Here is an 18,534-nt window from a genome sequence, read left to right on the forward strand (position 1 = left end):
ACACGTGTTTCGCATCCTATTTGTAACCCCCGAGATCCCCGGCAACACCGGCAACGCCATCCGGCTGGCCGCCATCACCGGCGCCGAACTGCACCTCGTCGAGCCCCTGGGCTTTGACTTCGAGGACTCCAAGCTGCGCCGTGCCGGCCTGGATTACCACGACCTCGCGGTGGTCACTGTGCACAAGAGCCTCGAAGCTGCGTGGGAGGCGCTGGCCCCCGAGCGGGTCTTTGCGTTCACCTCCGACGGCGAAACCAACTACACGGACATTGCCTACCAGCCCGGCGACGTGCTCATGTTTGGCCGCGAATCCGACGGCCTGCCCGAGGACATCAAGCACGACTCCCACGTCACTTCCCGGGTCCGGCTGCCTATGCTGCCGTCCCTGCGCTCGCTCAACCTTGCCAACGCCGCCTCCATCGCCGTGTTTGAGGCGTGGCGCCAGAACAACTTCGCCGGGGCACAGATCCAGGCGTAGCCCGCGGTCCGGCACCGCCGGGCCCACCACATCCACTTCACCATTTGGAGGCATCCATGTCCGCACGCGATCCAGGCCTGGCGTTCACCGACGGGGCGCTGCAATTTGAGGCCTGGGCGGACAAGCTTTGGGACCCCATGGGCCGCGACGTGGCCGCCGCCGCCGCGCTCAAGCCCGGCGAAAAGGTGCTCGATGCTTGCTGCGGAACGGGCGCTGCCACCATTCCCGCCGCTCTGGCCGTTGGTCCGGAAGGAACGGTCGACGGCGTCGACCTCTCCACCGGGCTGCTGCGCATTGCCGCGGCCAATTTGGGCGAGCGCGGCATCATCAACACCACACTGACCGAAGCCGACGTCACTCGCTGGCGCGGTCACCGCACCTTTGATGCCGTGCTGTGCTCCTACAGCATGTTCTTCTTCGCCGACATGGAGGCCGGTGTGGAGCACCTGGCCTCGATGCTGCGCCCCGGCGGCCGCATGGTGCTGAGCACCTGGATCGAAGGCGCCCTGGAGCCCTTTGCCGGCCGCATCCTGGAAGCCGCCATCAAGGAACGCCCCCGACTGGCCGGGGTGGAACCGCTGGCCAACGTGAACATGGCACGGGTCAACTCCCCCGAAAAGCTCTCGGCATGGCTTGGCGAACGCGGGCTGGAGGACGTCTCCGTCTCGCTCAACCCCTTGACGCTGCAGGTAGATGACGCCATGGCCTGGAACCTGGTCATGGGAAGCGGCTGGCGCACCCTGCTCCCCCGCGACCCCGAGGCCATTTCCCGCGTCCGCCGCGACTTCATCCAGTCCGTGGGCCCGCACATTGAAATGAACTCCGACGCCATGATCGCCACGGCGTCCGTCCCGCGTTAGGCACCCCGGGAACCCTTCCTGGCAAAAATGACACCGATCCCCCTAAATGATCCCGGAATTCCGGGATCATTTAGGGGGATCGGTGTCATTTCCCGCTAAGGGTGGATGGGGACTACGCCCGGCGACGCTTGATTTCCTCCACGGCCTGCGGCAGCACCTGGAAAAGGTCGCCCACAATGCCGAAGTCGGCAATCTCGAAGATGGGCGATTCCGAGTCCTTGTTCACTGCCACAATGAGCTTGGAGGTCTGCATGCCGGCCTTTTGCTGGATGGCGCCGGAGATGCCCACCGAGATGTACAGCTGCGGGGACACCTTCTTGCCGGTCTGGCCCACCTGCGAGGCGTGCGAGATCCAGCCGGCGTCGGTTGCCGCACGCGAAGCGCCAACGGCCGCACCAAGGACGTCGGCCAGCTCCTCGATGGGGGTGAAGTCGCCGTCCACGCCGCGGCCACCGGCCACCACGATCCGGGCGTCTTCCAGTTCCGGGCGGCCCGAGGCGGCCCGCGGCGTGCGGGACACCACGCGGGCACCCAAGCTGGCGGGGGCAAATGCCACCTCAATCGCCTCAACGGCGGGGGCCGTAGGCGCTGCGGCCGGTGCGGCCTCCACTGCGTGCGACTTCACGGCGATGACGGTGACAGCGGACGTGGCCCGCGCCTCCACGGTCCAGGAACCTGCCAGGACGGACTTGTGCGCCGTGAGCGTCCCGCCGTCGACCGTCACCGAAACGGCGTCGGTGATGACGCCGGCGTTCAGGGTGACGCCAACACGGGCCGCGATTTCCTTGCCGGCGGCGCTGTTGTCCACCAGCACTGCGCTGGCGGAAACGGCGGCCGCGGCCTGGGCCACGAGGTCGGCCTTGGGGGCCACCAGGAACTGGCCCAGTTCGGGCTGCTCGGAGTTCAGCACGCGGGCCACGCCGTAGGTGCCAAGCTCGGCGAGAACGTCCGCACCGACGGGACCGGCCACAACGGCCACGGGCTCGCCGGCGCCGCGGGCCAGGGTCAGCAGCTGTGTTGCCGTGCCGGAAAGCTTGCCGGGCACGTCGAGCTGATCTACAAAAACAACAATTGCACTCATGAAATATGGTCCTTAGATCAGTTTCTGCGCGGCCAGGAAGTCGACAAGCTGGATGCCGGCATCGCCCGAATCGGTGATGATGGTGCCGGCGGTGCGCGCGGGGCGCTCGGCTGCCGCGGTGACCTGGGTCAGGGACCCGGCGTGCCCGACGGCGTCCGGGGAGACTCCCAGCTCGGCCAGGGACACCGTGGTGACCTTCTTCTTCTTGGCGGCGAGGATGCCCTTGAAGTTGGGGTAGCGCGGATCGTTGGCCTGGTCGGTGACGGAGACCAGGGCAGGCAGCGTGGCCTGGATTTCCTCGGAGAAGTCGTCGCCGTCGCGGCGGGCCGTGACAGTGGTGCCGGCAACGTCCAGCGCCGAGGCGAAGGTGATCTGGGGCAGGCCCAGGCGGGCGGCCAGCTGGGCCGGGACAATGGAGGTCTCGGCGTCGGTGGAGGCCATGCCGGTGACGACCAGGTCCACCGGGCCCAGGGACTTGATGGCTGCTGCGAGGACCAGCGAGGTGGCCGAGGCGTCGGAGCCTGCGAGCGCTTCGTCGCTGACGTGCAGGCCCTGGGTGGCGCCGATCTGCAGTGACTTCTTCACGGCGACTGCTGCCGATGCCGGGCCCACAGTCAGGGCCGTGACGTTGTTGCCGGCCTTGGTGCCGCCGCGCGCGTCGGTCAGCGCCAGGGCTGCCTCCAGCGCGTATTCGTCGAGTTCGGAAAGGATGCTCTCGCTGCGGTCGATCGTGCGGGCATCGCCTGTGAGGTGCCGGTCAAACTGCGCGTCTGGCACATATTTGACCAGTACCACAATGTTCAGTGCTGAGTTTTCCACTGCTGTCCTTTGTGTCATGGACGGATGGCTGCGCCGCCCGTCCCCTTGCCGGGGCGGGTGCTGCGGCTTCGCCCTTGGCCTACCCCCACAGCTTAGTTCGTGCCGGCCCGGAGCTGGAATTTCACGCGACGAAACTTTACTCCGGGCGAACACGGGCGCCGTATCGGGAAAATCACTTTGACGTCCATGGCGTTCTTGGGCCACAGTGAAAGCTGCAATCTTTGTTCATTCCCCTCCCCTGGTGGTGCCTTCAACATGCCTGCTTCGCCCCTGCAGTCCACCACCAGGGCAGCCTTCGGTCCCGCCCACGGGCGCACCTCAATGCTGCGCCCGGCGACGCTGCTCCCGAGCCGGGGCGACCGGCGGGCTGCAGCACGCATGACCCTCAGCTTTGGCGTGCCCGTGATGTTGCTGCTGGCGGCGGGGCACCCGGAACTGATCATTTACGCGGCATTCGGCTCCTTTGTGGGCATGTACGGCCGCGACGAGAGGCACCAACTGCGGCTTCTGCACCAGGGGCAGGCGGCTGGACTGTTGCTTGGCGGGGCGTTGCTGGGCATATTCTGTGCCGTCGCCGACCTGGGCCCCTGGACCTTGATTGGCATCGAGGCGCTGCTGGCAGGGGCTGCTTCACTTGTCGCGGACCGGTTCGGGCTCAAGCCGACAGGCCCCTTTTTCACCATCTTCGCCTTCGGCGCGCTGGCCTCGGTACCTCCCATCGCCGCATGGTGGGGGCCGGCCTGCGTCAGCATTGCGGCGGCGGCATTTTCCGTGCTGGTGGGATTCTCCGGCTGGGTGGGCAAACGCTCCTGGCACCCGGGTGCGGCGCGCGCCGTGGTCCACCCGCACGCCTCTGCCGCGGCGGTCCACGCCCTGCGCTATGTTCTGGCCGTTGGCGCGGCCGGCAGCATTGGACACCTGCTGGGCATGGGCCATCCATACTGGGCCATGGCTGCCGCGGCCGTGCCCCTTGCTGCGGAAACCCTCAACGGCCGGCTCCGCCGCGGTGTGCACCGTGTGTTCGGGACGTTCGCCGGTGTGGGCGTCACGGCGCTCATCCTGTGGCCCCAACCGTCAGTCCCCATGCTGGCGGTGGCAGTGCTGGCGCTCATGTACCCCTCGGAGTTGTTCATGCAGCGGCACTACGGCATGGCCATGGCGTTCTTCACGCCGCTGATCCTGCTCATGACGCTGCTGGCCGTCACAGGGGACCCCTCCGTCTTGATTCGGGACAGGGCTGTGGAAACCGCTGTGGGTGCCCTGGCCGGGATGCTCGTTGCCGTGGTGATCCGTGAACCCCGCCGGGCAGGATCGGCCGAAGCGCTCAAGCCGGCGGAGCAACACCCCCTGCAGTAGGTGGGCCTCCTACCCCGGGTGGATGCCGCCGGCAAAGGTTCCTCCCCCGGCCCGACGCTTCAGCACCGCGGCCCGGGCAGGCTTGGTTCATGACAACTTCTACTGCAATCCTGGGTGCACGTTCCCTGGCCAAGCGATACGGCGCCGGCATCGCCCTGAACAACGTGGACCTGGACGTCTTCCCGGGCGAATCCGTGGCCATCATGGGCGCCTCCGGCTCGGGCAAGACCACGCTCCTGCACACCCTGGCCGGCATCACGGCCCCGGACTCCGGCACCGTCAACTACGCCGGCACGGACGTCACGGCCCTCAATGAGACCCAGCGCTCCAAGCTGCGGCGGGAGTCCTTCGGCTTTGTGTTCCAGTCCGGGCTCCTGGTGCCGGAGCTGACGGCCATTGAAAACGTGGCCCTGGCCCTCATGCTCAACGGTGTGTCCCGCCGCGACGCCGAGGGCCAGGCCGCAGCCTGGCTGGCCCACCTGGGCCTGGCCGGCATGGAGAGCCGCCGCATCGGCGAGCTGTCCGGCGGGCAGGCCCAGCGTGTCGCCATTGCCCGGGCCCAGGTCACCGGCGCCCGCATCGTGTTCGCCGACGAGCCCACCGGAGCCCTGGATTCCCACACCTCGGCGGATGTCATGGGCGCCCTGTTGGATGCCACTGCCGGCCGCGGCCACACCCTGGTCCTGGTCACGCACGACCCCACGGTGGCTGCCCGCTGCTCCCGCACCCTCTACATGCACGACGGCGTGCTGTCGCCTGTTGCGCCTGCCCGCCCGGCTTTGGCCCCGCAGGGCAATCCGGCCGCGGGCACCACATTCCTGCCGCAGGCGGGGCCGGCGCCGCAGGAACAGAACTGGGCGGGTCGGCCGTGAACCAGCTGAAATCCTCCCTGTCCATCCTGTGGATGATGTCCCGCCCCTCCCCCGGCAGCAAGGCCGTCATTGCCCTGCCGGCCGTGGCCTTCGCGCTCGTGACTGCCCTGCTGCTGATTGTCCTGGCCGGGGCCCTGAGCTTCTACACCAACCCCGCCGCCGAGGATCCCACCGGCATGGCCGGCACCTACCAGGGGCTGGCGGCCTTTGCCATCACCCTCATGGTTCTGCCCATGCTGACACTGGGCGGCTCGGCGGCCAGGCTGTCGGCTCGCCGCCGGGACGAGCGGCTCTCCACCCTGCGGCTGCTGGGCGGGACGCCCGCGCTTGTTGCCTCGATGACTGTGGTTGAGTCAACCCTCGTGGCCCTCCTTGGCGTGGTGTCCGGCATTGCCTTGTATGCTGCCGCACTGCCCGCCATTGCGCTCATCCCGTTCCAGGGCAAACCGCTGGGACTGGCCGGCCTGTGGCTCCCCGCGGGCGTGCTCGTGATTGCCGCCACCGCCCTTGTCCTGCTGGCGGCGGTCAGCGCGGCGGCCGGCCTGCGCCAAGTTGTCCTGTCACCGCTCGGTGTGCGCACCAGGCAAAAGGCGCCCACGGTGCACTGGGTGAGAATTGCGGCTGGGGCCGGTGCCGCGGCGGTGCTGTACGGCTTCATGGCCAACCTGACGGCGAGCGGCACCTTCGCGGCCATGATGGTCATTGTGTGCGCCTGCTTTGCCGGTGGTCTGGCCCTGCTGAACCTCATGGGCCCGTTTGTGCTCAGCTGGCTGGCCGGTCGGGCGCTGCGCAGAGCCGAAACTCCGGCGAGGCTGCTCTCTGCCCGGACCGTCCTGGAATCTCCCAAGGCGGCGTGGCGGCAGGTCAGTGCCCTCTCCATGACCAGCTTCATTGCCGTGGTGGCCGGCACCGGGCTGGCCGTGCTCTCTGGCGGCGGTGAAGGTGGCAATCCGGCCGAGGCCAACCTGACCACTGACATGCGCACAGGCGTGTTGATTACTGTGGCGGCCTCGTTCCTGCTGGTTGCCGCAAGCGCCGGGGTCAACCAGGCGGCCTCGGTGCTGGACCGCAAGGACCTGTACGTGAGCCTTGACCGGCTCGGCATGCCCCGCGGGGTCATGGACGCGGCCCGCAGGCGTGCGGTGATGTCGCCGGTGCGGATTGTCACGGTGGGTTCGGCCGCCATGGCCGCCCTGCTGCTGTTCCCGCTGACAGGGGCCGCCATGATTTTTGCGCCGTTGTCGCTGCTGGTGATTGCCGGCGTGCTGGCCGGTGGCATAGGGCTGGTGTGGCTTGGCCTGGCCGCCACGGGGCCCGTGCTGGACAAGGTGCTGGCACAGACATAGGCCGCAGCGGCCCCTGGGCTGCGCGCCATTAAGCACAAACGGTGCGCCACTTCAGAAGTGGCGCACCGTTCGAGCCCAACCAGGCGCAGCTTCAGGGGCTGCGGACAAGGGTCAGCTGGCGGGCATGGTGTCCAGCGTGACGTCCACCGACTGGGCCTTGCCGTCGCGGGTGAAGTTCAGCTTCACCGTGGCGCCGCCCGGCTGTTCACGGACCGCGGCCGTGAGGTCTGCGGCGTCGCTGATGGTGCGGTTGCCCAGCTGGGTGATGACATCACCCTTCTTGATGCCGGCCTTGGCACCGGCGCTGCCGGCCGTCACGTTCTGGACCGTGGCGCCGGAGGAGAAGGCGCTGTCGGTTCCCGTGGCGGAGGTGCCGCTGACGGTGACGCCCAGCTGGCCGTGAGTGGCCTTGCCGGTCTTGATGATCTGCTCGGCCACCTGCTTGGCGTGGTCGATCGGGATGGAGAAGCCCACGCCGATGTTGCCGCCCTGGCTGCCGGAGCCGGAGGAGCTGCCCGTGGAGGCGATGGCCACGTTCACGCCAATCACCTCACCCTGGGCGTTGACCAGTGCGCCGCCGGAGTTGCCCGGGTTGATGGCGGCATCGGTCTGGATCACGTTCAAGTTGACCGTGCCCTGGGCCGCAGTGGTGTCCTGCCCGCCGCCGGGAGGCGAGAAACGGAAGCCGTTGCCGCTGTCGTCCGGGGTCTGGGAGGAATCGCTGGGCGTTTCCGGAACGGCCGAGGAGGCCACCTGGATGGTGCGGTTCAGGGTGGAGACGATCCCGTCGGTGACCGTGTTGTCCAGGCCCAGGGGCGAGCCGATCGCGATGACGGTGTCGCCCACGTTGATCTTGCCGGACTCGCCCAGGGTGGCCGGCACCAGGTCAGGTGCGTCGATCTTGATGACGGCGAGGTCGGACAGCGGGTCGGTGCCCACGATGGTGCCCGCATAGACCTTGTTGTCGCTGGTCTGGACCTCGATCTTGGCGTGTGCGGCGGCACCGTCCAGGGTCACCACGTGGGTGTTGGTCAGGATGTAGCCGTCGGTGTTCAGGATGATGCCCGAACCCGTGCCGCCGGAGTTGCCGCTCGTGGCAGAGATGGTCACCACCGAGGGCATGGCCTTTGCCGCGGCGGCCGTCACCTGGTTCACGGAGTTGGTGTTGTTGACCACCAGGGGCGCGGACTGCGAGGACGGCGCGGCGCCGTTGCTGCCCGTCTGGCCCATCAGGGCCATGGAGCCGCCAGCCACGAGGCCGCCCACGAGCGCAGCTGCCACGACGCTGCCGGCGAACAGGCCCAGGCCCACCTTCCTGCGTTCCTTGGGCACAGCGGTCACGGCCGGCGCCAGGGCGTGGGGGTAGGCGTTCGACGCCGGGTACCCGGGACCTGCATGGCCGTTCGCCTGGTGTGCGGGCTGGCCGGGCTGCGCTGCTGCCTGCGGGGTGGTGCCGGAGCCCGCGTTTTCCTGCTGGACTCCGGGGATGCGCTCAGTGGGGTTCTGCGAGGCAGCGGGTGCACCGTAGGGTGCCGGCGCGCCGTGGCGGCCCTGGGGTGCTGGTGCGCCGTAGGGGTTCTGGTTGGCGGCCGGGTTCGGCGCTGCCGGGGCTCCGTAGGCGGAGGGGATGGGCAGGGTGGGGTGCTCGGTGGCCGGGATGGGCTCCGTGGGGCTGCCAGCCGGGGCTCCTGTGCCGGACTGGGCAACGGGTGCCTGGGCCGCGGGCGCCTGCCAGCGGTTGGCGGCCGGCTCGGCCTCCCGGGCTGCGGGCCACTGTGCCCGGGCTGCCGGTGCCTGCTCGGCCGCGGCTGGTGCCTCTTGGCCCGGAATGGCCTGCGTCTCGGCGGCCGGTGTTGCAGCGGCCGGTGTTGAGGGGGCGGGCGTTGCAGCTTCAGCTGCGGGCGTCTGGTTGGCCTCGGGTGCCTTGTGCTGCAGTTCCCCGTTGTTGGTGGTCTGTTCCCCGTTGTTCTCGGACATCAGCTTTCCCTTCGTTGAAATCTCATGTGATGAATCCTTGCTTGAGTTTCATCATGTCGGCCGCGGCTGGTGCCTTGGCGAACGTTCGCTGGAAGGCAGCTGTGAAGGTTCGCCAGCTTCATTATCTCCCCCGGCAGGCTTCCGGAACATTATTCGCAAGGCGAAAAACGCGGCGGTGAAAGCAGCCGCAAACAAAACGCCCGCCATAGTATCGTTTGTAGCAACAGGCCCCAGTCCCCCAGTGGTCCGGCAGCGGTCCCACATCAAAGGTGAGCGATGATTGCACGGTTGAAGGTATTCTCCCCATTTCTGGCAGCCCTGGCCCTGGCGGTGCTGATGCTCGCCCCGGCCGGCCTTGCACAGGCTGAACCGCCCGTGACAATCCCCGGCGGCACCTACATTGTTGACAACGCCAATGTGCTGGGCGGGCAGAAGGCCGACGTCCAAAAGGCCATCAACGAGCTGTCCCAAAAGCACGGCATGACCTTGTTTGTGGTCTATGTCGATTCCTTTGACGGCCAGAGCGGCGAAGCCTGGGGCACGGCAGTGGCTGACAGCAAGCAGCTCGGCACCGGCGACGCACTGATGGTGGTGGCCGTCAAGGACCGGAAGTACGGCCTCCTGGCAGATACGGCCATGGTGCCGGACGCCAAAAACACCAATATCCAGACCAACGTGATCAAGCCGCAGCTCGCCGCAGGCAACTGGGCGCAGGCGGCCATTGACACGGCAGCAGCACTGGGCGACGCGGCCGGCGGCGGCAAGGGCGACGTTCCCAACCCCACGGGCGGCTTCGTGGCACTGGGTGTGGGCGGTGCGATAGTGGTTGGCGGTGCAGGCACAGCCCTGTTCATCCGCAACAAGCGCAAGAAGGCATCGGCCGACGCCACCGCCAAGGGCTACGGCGCCGACGGCAAGGCCGTGGACGCCAACGCCGGCATGACTGTCGAACAGCTGCGGTCAAAGGCCGGATCCCTGCTCATTGCAGCCGACGACGCCATCAAGACCAGCGAGCATGAAATTGGCTTTGCCCAGGCCTCCTACGGCGACGAAGCGGTCAAGCGTTTCCAGGCCGCCCTGGACAGCGCCAAGGCGCACCTGAGCGAATCCTTCAAGCTGCAGCAGCAGCTGGACGATGAAATCCCCGACACCCTGGAGGAACAGCGCAGCTGGCTGGGTGAGATCATCAAGCGCAGCGAAGACGCTAACGCGGCCCTCGACGCTGAGAAGGCAGCCTTCGACGAACTTCGTGAACTGGAACGCACGGCACCGCAGGTCCTGGCCGGCATCCGCAGCCAGGCTGCCGAGTCCCGCACAACGGTTGCCGGCGCCGAACAAAAACTGGCAGGGCTGGCCGCCCAATATGCAGATTCGGCACTGGCCCCCGTGCGCGACAATGTGGCCCAGGCCAAGGAACGCCTGGACTTCGTGGACACAGCGGCCAGCGATGCGGACGCAAAGCTCGCCGCAGCCGACACCGCCGGCGCGGCGGTTTCGGTCAAGGCGGCCGAGGAAAGCCTGCTCCAGTGCACGGTGCTCCTGGAGGCCATTGCCACTGTGGAGGCCGCCATCCATGATGCCGCCGCCACCCTGACCACGGCCCTTCCTGCAGCACTGGCCGACCTTGACCAGGCAAAGTCCATGGTGGCCTCGCAACAATTTGCCCGCTATGCACCCACCGTCCAGGCTGCCGAGGCCCTGCTCAACGACGTGCGAATGAACTCGGCATCGGGCAAGTCCGATCCCGTGGCCCAGCTGGCCAGTGTGCAGGCTGCCCACGGACAGCTCGATGAGCTGCTGACAGGCATCCGTGACCAGCAGCAACAGGCGCTGCGTGCCCAGGCCGCGCTGCAGCAGGCACTCGCCGGCGCGCAGGCAACCATTGCCACGGCCAAGGACTTCATCGCCGCCCGCCGCGGCGGCGTGGGAACCGAGGCCAGGACACGCCTGTCCGAGGCCCAGCGCAACCTTGACTACGCCGCGAGCATCGCGGATTCCGATCCCAGCAACGCCCTCGCCTATGCGCAGCAGGCCCAGGCCCTGGCCAACCAGGCCATCCAGTACGCGCAGAATGACGTGGACCGCTTTGGCGGCGGAGGAGGCTACGGCGGCGGAGGCCGTGGCGGCGGCTCCATGGGAGGCGGCATGGGTGGGGCCATCCTCGGCGGCATCATTGGCGGCCTGCTCTCCGGAGGCGGGGGCGGCGGCGGATTTGGCGGCGGTGGCGGCTTCGGTGGAGGCGGCGGCGGCGGATTTGGCGGCGGGGGAGGCGGCTTCGGCGGCGGCGGCGGCAACTTCTAGGCCGCGTAGCCCCGGGTCCTGGCACCCGCGGACTGCGCTCCCGTCCCGGCCCCGGCCGGCGGCAGGGGCGGCGCGACGAGGCGCAGGAGGTGCCCGGCGTCGTCCATGGAAAGGCATTGCACACGGGCACAACGTAAGGCAAGAATTGGGAATGCTCCCCTAGACTCAAACCACGGGGAGCCCCGGTAAGCATTTTTTTGAGATTTTGTTTGCAGCAACCAACAGAAATACAAAGGGGAAACAATGGTAAAGCAGTCAATTTTCGGCCGTATCGCACAGCTGGCCAAGGCCAACATCAATGCCCTGTTGGATCAGGCCGAAGACCCGCAGAAAATGCTTGACCAGATGGTGCGCGACTACAAGGCCAACATCACCGAGGCCGAGGGTGCCGTGGCCCAGACCATCGGCAACCTGCGCATGCTCGAGGACGACTACAACGAGGATGTGAAGAACGCCCAGGACTGGGGCTCCAAGGCCCTGGCCGCAAGCCGCAAGGCCGACGAGTTCCGTGCCGCGGGCAACGCCGCCGACGCACAGAAGTTCGACAACCTGGCAAAGGTGGCACTGCAGCGCCAGATCGCCTCGGAGAACGAGGCCAAGGCATCCGCGCCGAACATCGCGGCCCAGACCGACGTTGTGGACAAGCTCAAGACGGGGCTGCAGCAGATGCAGGGCAAGCTGAACGAGCTCAACGGCAAGCGCAATGAGCTGATCGCCCGTTCCAAGACCGCCGATGCACAGCTGCAGGTCAACGATGCCCTCAAGAGCATCGACATCATGGACCCCACCAGCGAGGTCAGCCGCTTCGAGGAAAAGATCCGCCGCGAAGAGGCCAAGGTCCGCGGCCAGAACGAACTCGCAGCCTCCAGCCTGGATGCACAGTTCAACTCCCTGGAAGACCTGGGCGAGCAGACCGAGGTGGAGGCCCGTTTGGCCGCACTGAAGGCCGGCGCCACACCGGCCCCCGCTGCCATCAGCGCCGGGGACAAGGTCGACGAGGCCGATTTCGACAAGCTCTAACACGCCTCTGCACCGGGCTCCCGCCCGGCGCTGACAAGGCAGCCCCGGACCGTATGGTCCGGGGCTGCCTTGTTGCCTGCCACCTCGGGTGCCGGCGCCTTTGGCGCGATGCTACAGCTGCGTGAACGCTGCCACTGCGGGATCGGCACCGATGCGGTGGCCCGCCTCCAGGCCGGAGACCAGCTCCAGCTCGGCGTCGCTGAGCTTGATGCCGGCTGCGGCCAGGTTCTCGGCCATGCGCTCCGGGGAGACCGTCTTGGGGATGACAATGTTTCCCGTGCCGAGGTGCCAGGCCAGGACCACCTGGGCCGGTGTGGCCCCGTGTGCCTGCGCCAACTCGGCCAGGACGCCACTTTCCAGGTCCTGGCCCTGGCCCAGGGGGCTGTACGCCTCAACCGCGATGCCGTGGCCGCGGCTCTTCTGCGCCAAGGCTCCCTGTTGGAAGGAGGGATGCAGTTCAATCTGGTTGACCGCCGGCACAACGTTTGCGCCGGCCAGGAGTTCATCCAGGTGCGGCGGCAGGAAGTTGGACACGCCAATGGCACGGACCAGCCCCTGCGCGTACAGGGACTCGAGTTCCTTCCAGGCCTGTGTGAAAAGGCCCTGCGACGGGACGGGCCAGTGGATCAGGTACAGGTCCACCCAGTCGATGCCAAGTGCCTTGCGGCTGGCCTCGAAGGCGGCGCGGGGGCTGCCTTGCTCGCCGTTGCGCAGCTTGGTGGTGATGAAGATGTCCTCACGCGCCAGGCCGGATTGCGCAATGGCAGCGCCCACGCCTTCCTCGTTGCGGTAGGCCGCGGCGGTGTCGATGTGGCGGTAGCCGGCCTCGAGGGCCTGCCCCACGGCAACGCGGGTTTCTTCCGGCGGCACCTGGAACACGCCGAAGCCTAGTTGCGGGATGGTGACGCCATTGTTCAGGGTCAGCGCGGGAACGGCCGCTGCCGCTTCTGCGGCCCTCGAGTCAGTCATGAAAATTCGGTCCTCTCATTGCCTCCGCCGCAACGCGCGGCTTCCCCCAGCCTAGGCCCGGGGGCAGGCAGCCGGGTTGCTGATGACGCCGGACTGCCCCTGGTGAACATCCCGCCGTCACAATTGCCGCGCAGGTGCACAATGGGGACATGCGCCGCGGCACTGCACCCGCCTGGCGCCACCGTGCCAACCGAAGGAGCCAGCCATGAAGTACACGCACCTGGGCCGCAGCGGACTGTCGGTGTCGAGGCTTTGCCTGGGCACCATGAACTTTGGCCCGCACACGGCCGAGGCCGACTCCCACGCCATCATGGACCAGGCGCACGACGCCGGGCTGAACTTCTTCGACACGGCCAACGCCTATGGCGGCAAGGGGCGGCTGGGCTGGACCGAGGAGATCATCGGCCGCTGGATCGCCCAGGGCGGCGGCCGGCGCGAGCGGACCGTGCTGGCCACCAAGTTGTATGGCGACATGGTGGACTGGCCCAACAACGGCAAGCTCTCCGCCCTGAACATCCGGCGGGCCCTGGATGCAAGCCTCAAGCGCCTGCAAACGGACTACATCGACCTCTACCAGTTCCACCACGTTGACCGGGGCACCCCGTGGGATGAGATCTGGCAGGCCATTGACGTGGCCGTCACGCAGGGCAAGATCCTCTACGCGGGCAGCTCCAACTTTGCCGGCTGGCACATCGCCGCCGCCCAGGAGGCCGCGGCCCGCCGCCCCGTCACGGGCCTGGTCAGCGAGCAGTCCATTTACAACTTGATGGAGCGCAGCGTGGAGCGGGAGGTCATCCCCGCCGCCGAACACTGCGGACTGGGCCTGCTCCCCTGGTCGCCCCTGCACGGCGGCCTGCTGGGCGGTGTGCTGCAAAAGCACGACGACGGCGTGCGGCGCCTGGAGGGCCGCGCCGCCGACGCAGTGGCCAAGTCCCGGGACGCCATTGCCGCCTTTGAGGCCTTCGCCGCCGAACTTGGCCATCCCCCGGGTGACGTGGCGCTGGCCTGGCTGCTGCACCAGCCGGCCGTGACCGCACCCATCATCGGGCCGCGGACTGCCGCCCAGCTGGATGCCGGGCTCCGCGCCCTGGAGGTCTCCCTCGATGAGGCCTCCCTGGCCCGGCTCGATGAGATCTTCCCCGGCCCCAAGACCGCCCCCGAGGACTACGCATGGTGAGCGCGGCCGGATCCGGCCCCGCCGTGCCGGGTCCCCGGGTCCTGTTCATGGGCGGCACGGGCATCATCAGCTCGGCCGCCGTGGCGCTGGCGGTGGCACAGGGATTCACCGTGACAGTGCTCAACCGCGCGGCGAGTTCCGTGCGCCAGGTGCCGGCCGGCGTCGAACTTCTGGTGGCGCATGCCAGGGACACGGCTGCCGTTGCGGCAGTCCTGGGGAACCGGACCTTCGATGTGGTTGCCGACTTCATCACGTACCTGCCGGAGCAGGCCCGGGTCGCCGTGGAAATGTTCGGCGGCAGGACGGGGCAATACCTGTTCATCAGCACCGCCTCGGCGTACCAGAAGCCGCCGGCCCGGCTGCCCGTCACGGAGTCGACCCCGCTGCGAAACCCGTTTTGGCAGTATTCGCGGGACAAGATTGCCTGCGAGGATGTCTTCACGGCCGCATACCGTGACCACGGCTTCCCGGTCACCACTGTGCGTCCCTCCTCCACCTACGACCACACCAAGCTGCCGCTGCTGTTCGGCTGGAGCGATGTCCACCGCATGCGCCTGGGCCTTCCGGTGGTGGTCCACGGCGACGGCACCTCACCGTGGACCCTGACGCATGCGGCCGACTTCGCCGTGGGGTTCGTGGGGCTCTTCGGCCTGCCCGTGGCCGGCGAGGCGTTCACCATCACCTCCGACGACGTGCTGCTGTGGGACGCCGTGTACCGCAGCGTGGCGGCCGCCGCCGGTGCACCCGAACCGCGGCTGGTGCATGTGGCCAGCGAGAGCATCGCGGCCCTGGCCCCGGAGCTGGGACCTGGCCTGTTGGGCGACAAATCCCATCCGGCCATTTTCGACAACACCAGGATCAAGTCACTGGTGCCGGACTTTGCCACGCGGATCCGCTTCCCGGACTCCGTCCGGGCAACGCTGGCCTGGCATGACGCCCACCCGGAGGCCTGCGTGGTGAACCCGGCCTACATGGCGCTCTCGGACCGGCTGGCCGGGTTGGGGGCGGCGCCTCGGGGCCTCGGGCCTGAATTTGCGGGCCAGAAACCACTTCCATTCCGCAAATGAGGATATAGACTGCGGTCATGACTCTCATACGCGTCTCCGAGGCGGCCAGATTCCTGGGCGTCAGCGACGATACAGTTCGCCGCTGGCTCGAGAACGGCACACTGCACGGCAGCAAGGACCAGCACGGCAAGATGGTGGTGGACGGCGTCGAACTGGCGGCCCTGGCCAAGAAACAGTCCCAGCTGCCGCAGGACCCGGCAGGGGTGGGCAGCTCCGCCAGAAACCGCATGGTGGGCCTGGTAACCAACATCATCATGGACAAGGTCATGGCCCAGGTTGAGATGCAGTGCGGCCCGTTCCGGGTGGTCTCGCTCATGAGCAGCGAGGCCGTCCGCGACCTTGGCCTGGAGCCCGGTTCCGTGGCCACGGCCGTGGTGAAGTCAACCAACGTCATCATTGAAGTGCCTGCGAAGGGAAACCCGGCATGAGGCTTTTCACGAAGGCCGCCGCAGCCGCACTGCTGGTGCTGGGCCTGGCCGCCTGCGCACCCGCCACGGACACCTCCCCCGGCGCGGCGTCCACCCCTGCAAGCCCGGCACCCGCCGAACTCTCCGGCACACTCAACGTGTTTGCGGCAGCCTCTCTCAAGGGAACGTTCACCGAGCTGGCCACGCAGTATGAACAGGCGAACCCGAAGGTCAAGGTTTCCCTGAGCTTCGACGGTTCCTCCACCCTTGTCACACAGATCAAGGAGGGCGCACCCGCAGACGTCTTTGCCTCCGCCGACAAGGCCAACATGAAAAAGCTCAGCGACGCCGGCCTGGTCCAGGGCACCCCCGCCGACTTCGCCAGCAATGTGCTCACACTGGTGGTGCCGCCCGGAAACCCGGCCAACATCAAGTCCTTCGCCGATGCCGCCAAGGCCGGGGTGAAGCTCGTCATCTGCGCCCCGCAGGTGCCGTGCGGCGCGGCCAGCCAGTCGGATGCCAAGGCCGCCGGGCTCACACTTGCCCCTGTCAGCGAGGAACTCAACGTCACCAGCGTGCTGGGCAAGGTCACCTCGGGCGAGGCCGACGCCGGCCTGGTCTACGTCACGGACGCCAAGACCGCCGGGGCCAAGGTGACTGCCATCCCCCTGGGCCTGGACAAGCCCACCGTGAACCTCTACCCGATCGCCGCCGTCAACACCTCCAAGGTGCCTGACCTGGCACAGGGCTTCATGGACCTTGTCACGGGCGCAGAGGGCCAGAAGGTCCTCTCGGATGCGGGCTTTGGCAAGCCCTAGAACCTCCGCCAAGCCTGACGGCGGCACGCGCGCGGGCCGGGGGACGCGCCGTCGTGCCTGGCAATACACAGGTGTCCCGGCCTGGATCTATGTGGTGGCGGCACTGGGCGCCCTGTTCATCCTGCTGCCGCTCACGGGCATGGTGGCGCAGGTCAACTGGGGCCAGTTTTGGCCATTGGTCACCTCGGAATCGTCGGTGGCGGCGCTGGGCCTGAGCCTGAAGACGGCCGCCGCAAGCACGGCCCTGTGCATTGTTTTCGGCGTTCCGCTGGCGCTGCTGCTGGCCCGCGCGCAGTTTGCCGGGCAGCGGATCCTGCGGGCGCTGATCCTGCTGCCGCTGGTGGTGCCGCCGGTGGTGGGCGGCCTAGCGTTGCTGTACACCTTTGGCCGCTCGGGGCTGATCGGGCGCACGCTCGAGCTGGCCGGCATCAGCATTGCGTTTTCCACCACGGCGGTGGTCATGGCGCAGACGTTTGTGGCGCTGCCGTTCCTTGTCCTCAGCCTGGAGGGCTCGCTGCGCACGGCCGGGCAAAAATACGAGGCCGTGGCCGCCACCCTCGGCGCCCGTCCCGGGACGGTGCTGCGCCGCGTGACTTTGCCGCTGGTGCTGCCCGGGCTCATTTCCGGCGCCGTGCTGTCCTTCGCCCGCAGCCTGGGCGAGTTTGGCGCCACGCTGACATTTGCCGGCAGCCTGCAGGGCGTCACCCGGACACTGCCGCTGGAGATTTACCTGCAGCGTGAAACCGACCCGGATGCCGCCGTGGCGCTGTCCTTTCTGCTGATTGCCGTGGCCGTGGTGGTGGTCGCCGTGACATACCGGGCACCGAGGTCGCCGCTGCGGACACTACTGTCCGGACCCGTTGCGGAGAGGAGCGATGCGGCATGACGCTGCACCTCAACGCGGTGCTGGCCGCCCGCAACGTTCAGATCTCACTGTCCGTGGCCCCCGGCGAGACCCTGGCCATCATGGGGCCCAACGGCGCCGGAAAGTCGTCAGTGGTGCAGCTGCTCGCGGGGTTGCTGAAACCCGATTCCGGCACGGCAACCCTCGACGGCAAAACCTTGTTCGAGCTCTCCCCCGGCAGTGCCTGGCTGCCCCCGCACTTGCGCGGCGTTGGCGTGCTGGCCCAGGAGCCGCTGCTCTTCCCGCACTTCGATGTGCTGGACAACGTGGCTTTTGGCCCGCGCAGCCAGGGTGCCGGACGGCGCGAAAGCCGCGAAACGGCCCGGCGCTGGCTCGCTGAGGTGGACGCAGCGGGCCTCAGCGCCCGCATGCCGTCCCAGCTCTCCGGCGGCCAGGCACAGCGCGTGGCCATTGCCCGGGCACTCGCCACCGACCCCGCCCTCCTGCTGCTGGATGAGCCCATGGCCGCGCTGGACGTCAACAGCACCCCGTTCCTGCGCAGCCTGCTCAAACGGGTCCTGGCCGGGCGCCGCGCCATCATCGTCACGCACAGCGTCCTGGACGCGCTCATGCTCGCGGACCGCACCATCGTCATGGACGGCGGGCACATCGTGGAATCCGGCCCCACGGCAACCCTGCTGGCCCACCCCCGCAGCACCTTCGCCGCATCGCTGGCGGGGCTCAATGTCCTGCCCGGCACCTTGTCCGGCTCTTCCCTGGTGATGCACGACGGCGTCCAAGTCGCCGGCCAGCCTGCCGTTGGCCCGGGCGCGGGACGGGCGGGAGACGGTGCGGGAGACGGTGCGGCACCGGTTCCCGAGGCGGCAGGTGGGATGGACGGCATGGCCGCGTTCCCGCCGTCGGCGGTTTCTGTCTTTTTGGAGCCGCCCGTGGGCAGCCCGCGTAACTGCTTCCGGGTGCACGTGACCGAGCTGCAACCCCAGGGCGGGCACATCCGGGTCAGGGCCGGGGACCTGGCAGCCGACATCTCGCCGGCCGCGACCGCCGAGTTGGCCCTGGAGCCGGGCTCCGAGGTGTTCTTTGTGGTCAAGGCCGCCGAGGTGGTGTTGTACCCGGCGTAG

17 protein-coding genes are annotated in these 18,534 nt (G+C 68.1%); 13 read left to right on the forward strand and 4 right to left on the reverse strand.

What is annotated here, in order from left to right:
- Window positions 1-4: 4 nt before the first annotated feature.
- Both PCK14_RS04270 and PCK14_RS04275 read left to right on the forward strand, forming a co-directional pair.
- Entirely contained in the window at window positions 5-478 is a 474-nt protein-coding gene (locus PCK14_RS04270) for a tRNA (cytidine(34)-2'-O)-methyltransferase (RefSeq protein ID WP_269937222.1), read from the forward strand.
- A gap of 56 nt (window positions 479-534) precedes the next feature.
- Window positions 535-1,338: a class I SAM-dependent methyltransferase gene (locus tag PCK14_RS04275; RefSeq protein WP_269937223.1), complete on the forward strand. Its 804-nt coding sequence runs from the start codon at window positions 535-537 to the stop codon at window positions 1,336-1,338.
- A gap of 112 nt (window positions 1,339-1,450) precedes the next feature.
- On the opposite strand, the gene PCK14_RS04280 is transcribed toward PCK14_RS04275, so the two are convergent.
- Complete coding sequence (locus PCK14_RS04280) at window positions 1,451-2,419, reverse strand: electron transfer flavoprotein subunit alpha/FixB family protein (protein WP_269937224.1); 969 nt, start codon at window positions 2,417-2,419, stop codon at window positions 1,451-1,453.
- 12 nt (window positions 2,420-2,431) lie between these two features.
- Window positions 2,432-3,223, reverse strand: coding sequence for an electron transfer flavoprotein subunit beta/FixA family protein (locus PCK14_RS04285; protein WP_269937265.1), 792 nt, complete (start codon window positions 3,221-3,223; stop codon window positions 2,432-2,434).
- Between the two features lie 270 nt (window positions 3,224-3,493).
- On the opposite strand from PCK14_RS04285, the gene PCK14_RS04290 reads away from it, so the two are divergent.
- From PCK14_RS04290 to PCK14_RS04300, 3 genes are all read left to right on the forward strand, one after another.
- Window positions 3,494-4,594 carry an FUSC family protein gene (locus PCK14_RS04290; protein WP_269937225.1) on the forward strand — a complete coding sequence of 367 codons (1,101 nt, stop codon included), beginning with the start codon at window positions 3,494-3,496 and terminating at the stop codon, window positions 4,592-4,594.
- An 89-nt stretch (window positions 4,595-4,683) separates the two neighbouring features.
- A complete protein-coding gene (locus tag PCK14_RS04295; protein ID WP_269937226.1) occupies window positions 4,684-5,466 on the forward strand; it encodes an ABC transporter ATP-binding protein in 783 nt (260 codons plus the stop codon).
- Window positions 5,463-6,812, forward strand: coding sequence for an FtsX-like permease family protein (locus tag PCK14_RS04300; protein WP_269937227.1), 1,350 nt, complete (start codon window positions 5,463-5,465; stop codon window positions 6,810-6,812). Before PCK14_RS04295 ends, PCK14_RS04300 begins: the two co-directional genes overlap by 4 nt.
- Before the next feature lie 111 nt (window positions 6,813-6,923).
- On the opposite strand, the gene PCK14_RS04305 is transcribed toward PCK14_RS04300, so the two are convergent.
- Window positions 6,924-8,789 (reverse strand): S1C family serine protease, encoded by a 1,866-nt coding sequence (locus PCK14_RS04305; RefSeq protein WP_269937228.1) that lies wholly within the window; start codon window positions 8,787-8,789, stop codon window positions 6,924-6,926.
- A 276-nt stretch (window positions 8,790-9,065) separates the two neighbouring features.
- On the opposite strand from PCK14_RS04305, the gene PCK14_RS04310 reads away from it, so the two are divergent.
- Both PCK14_RS04310 and PCK14_RS04315 read left to right on the forward strand, forming a co-directional pair.
- Window positions 9,066-11,090 (forward strand): TPM domain-containing protein, encoded by a 2,025-nt coding sequence (locus tag PCK14_RS04310; protein WP_269937229.1) that lies wholly within the window; start codon window positions 9,066-9,068, stop codon window positions 11,088-11,090.
- A gap of 243 nt (window positions 11,091-11,333) precedes the next feature.
- Window positions 11,334-12,110, forward strand: coding sequence for a PspA/IM30 family protein (locus tag PCK14_RS04315; protein WP_269937230.1), 777 nt, complete (start codon window positions 11,334-11,336; stop codon window positions 12,108-12,110).
- A gap of 111 nt (window positions 12,111-12,221) precedes the next feature.
- Here PCK14_RS04315 and PCK14_RS04320 read toward each other — a convergent pair whose 3' ends face one another.
- Window positions 12,222-13,079, reverse strand: coding sequence for an aldo/keto reductase (locus PCK14_RS04320; protein ID WP_269937231.1), 858 nt, complete (start codon window positions 13,077-13,079; stop codon window positions 12,222-12,224).
- 205 nt (window positions 13,080-13,284) lie between these two features.
- On the opposite strand from PCK14_RS04320, the gene PCK14_RS04325 reads away from it, so the two are divergent.
- From PCK14_RS04325 to PCK14_RS04350, 6 genes are read left to right on the forward strand one after another with little or no spacing between them, the layout of a single operon-like run.
- Entirely contained in the window at window positions 13,285-14,256 is a 972-nt protein-coding gene (locus PCK14_RS04325) for an aldo/keto reductase (RefSeq protein WP_269937232.1), read from the forward strand.
- A complete protein-coding gene (locus PCK14_RS04330; protein ID WP_269937233.1) occupies window positions 14,250-15,323 on the forward strand; it encodes an NAD-dependent epimerase/dehydratase family protein in 1,074 nt (357 codons plus the stop codon). The genes PCK14_RS04325 and PCK14_RS04330 overlap by 7 nt, the downstream gene beginning before the upstream one ends.
- A 17-nt stretch (window positions 15,324-15,340) precedes the next feature.
- Window positions 15,341-15,751: a TOBE domain-containing protein gene (locus tag PCK14_RS04335; RefSeq protein WP_269937234.1), complete on the forward strand. Its 411-nt coding sequence runs from the start codon at window positions 15,341-15,343 to the stop codon at window positions 15,749-15,751.
- A complete protein-coding gene (gene modA / locus PCK14_RS04340) occupies window positions 15,748-16,548 on the forward strand; it encodes a molybdate ABC transporter substrate-binding protein (protein ID WP_269937235.1) in 801 nt (266 codons plus the stop codon). The genes PCK14_RS04335 and modA overlap by 4 nt, the downstream gene beginning before the upstream one ends.
- On the forward strand, window positions 16,526-17,434 hold the full coding sequence (locus tag PCK14_RS04345) for an ABC transporter permease (protein ID WP_269937236.1): 909 nt from the start codon (window positions 16,526-16,528) through the stop codon (window positions 17,432-17,434). The genes modA and PCK14_RS04345 overlap by 23 nt, the downstream gene beginning before the upstream one ends.
- On the forward strand, window positions 17,431-18,534 hold the full coding sequence (locus PCK14_RS04350) for a sulfate/molybdate ABC transporter ATP-binding protein (protein ID WP_269937237.1): 1,104 nt from the start codon (window positions 17,431-17,433) through the stop codon (window positions 18,532-18,534). The genes PCK14_RS04345 and PCK14_RS04350 overlap by 4 nt, the downstream gene beginning before the upstream one ends.

This window comes from Arthrobacter sp. HY1533 (genome assembly GCF_027568515.1).
Lineage (GTDB): Bacteria > Actinomycetota > Actinomycetes > Actinomycetales > Micrococcaceae > Specibacter.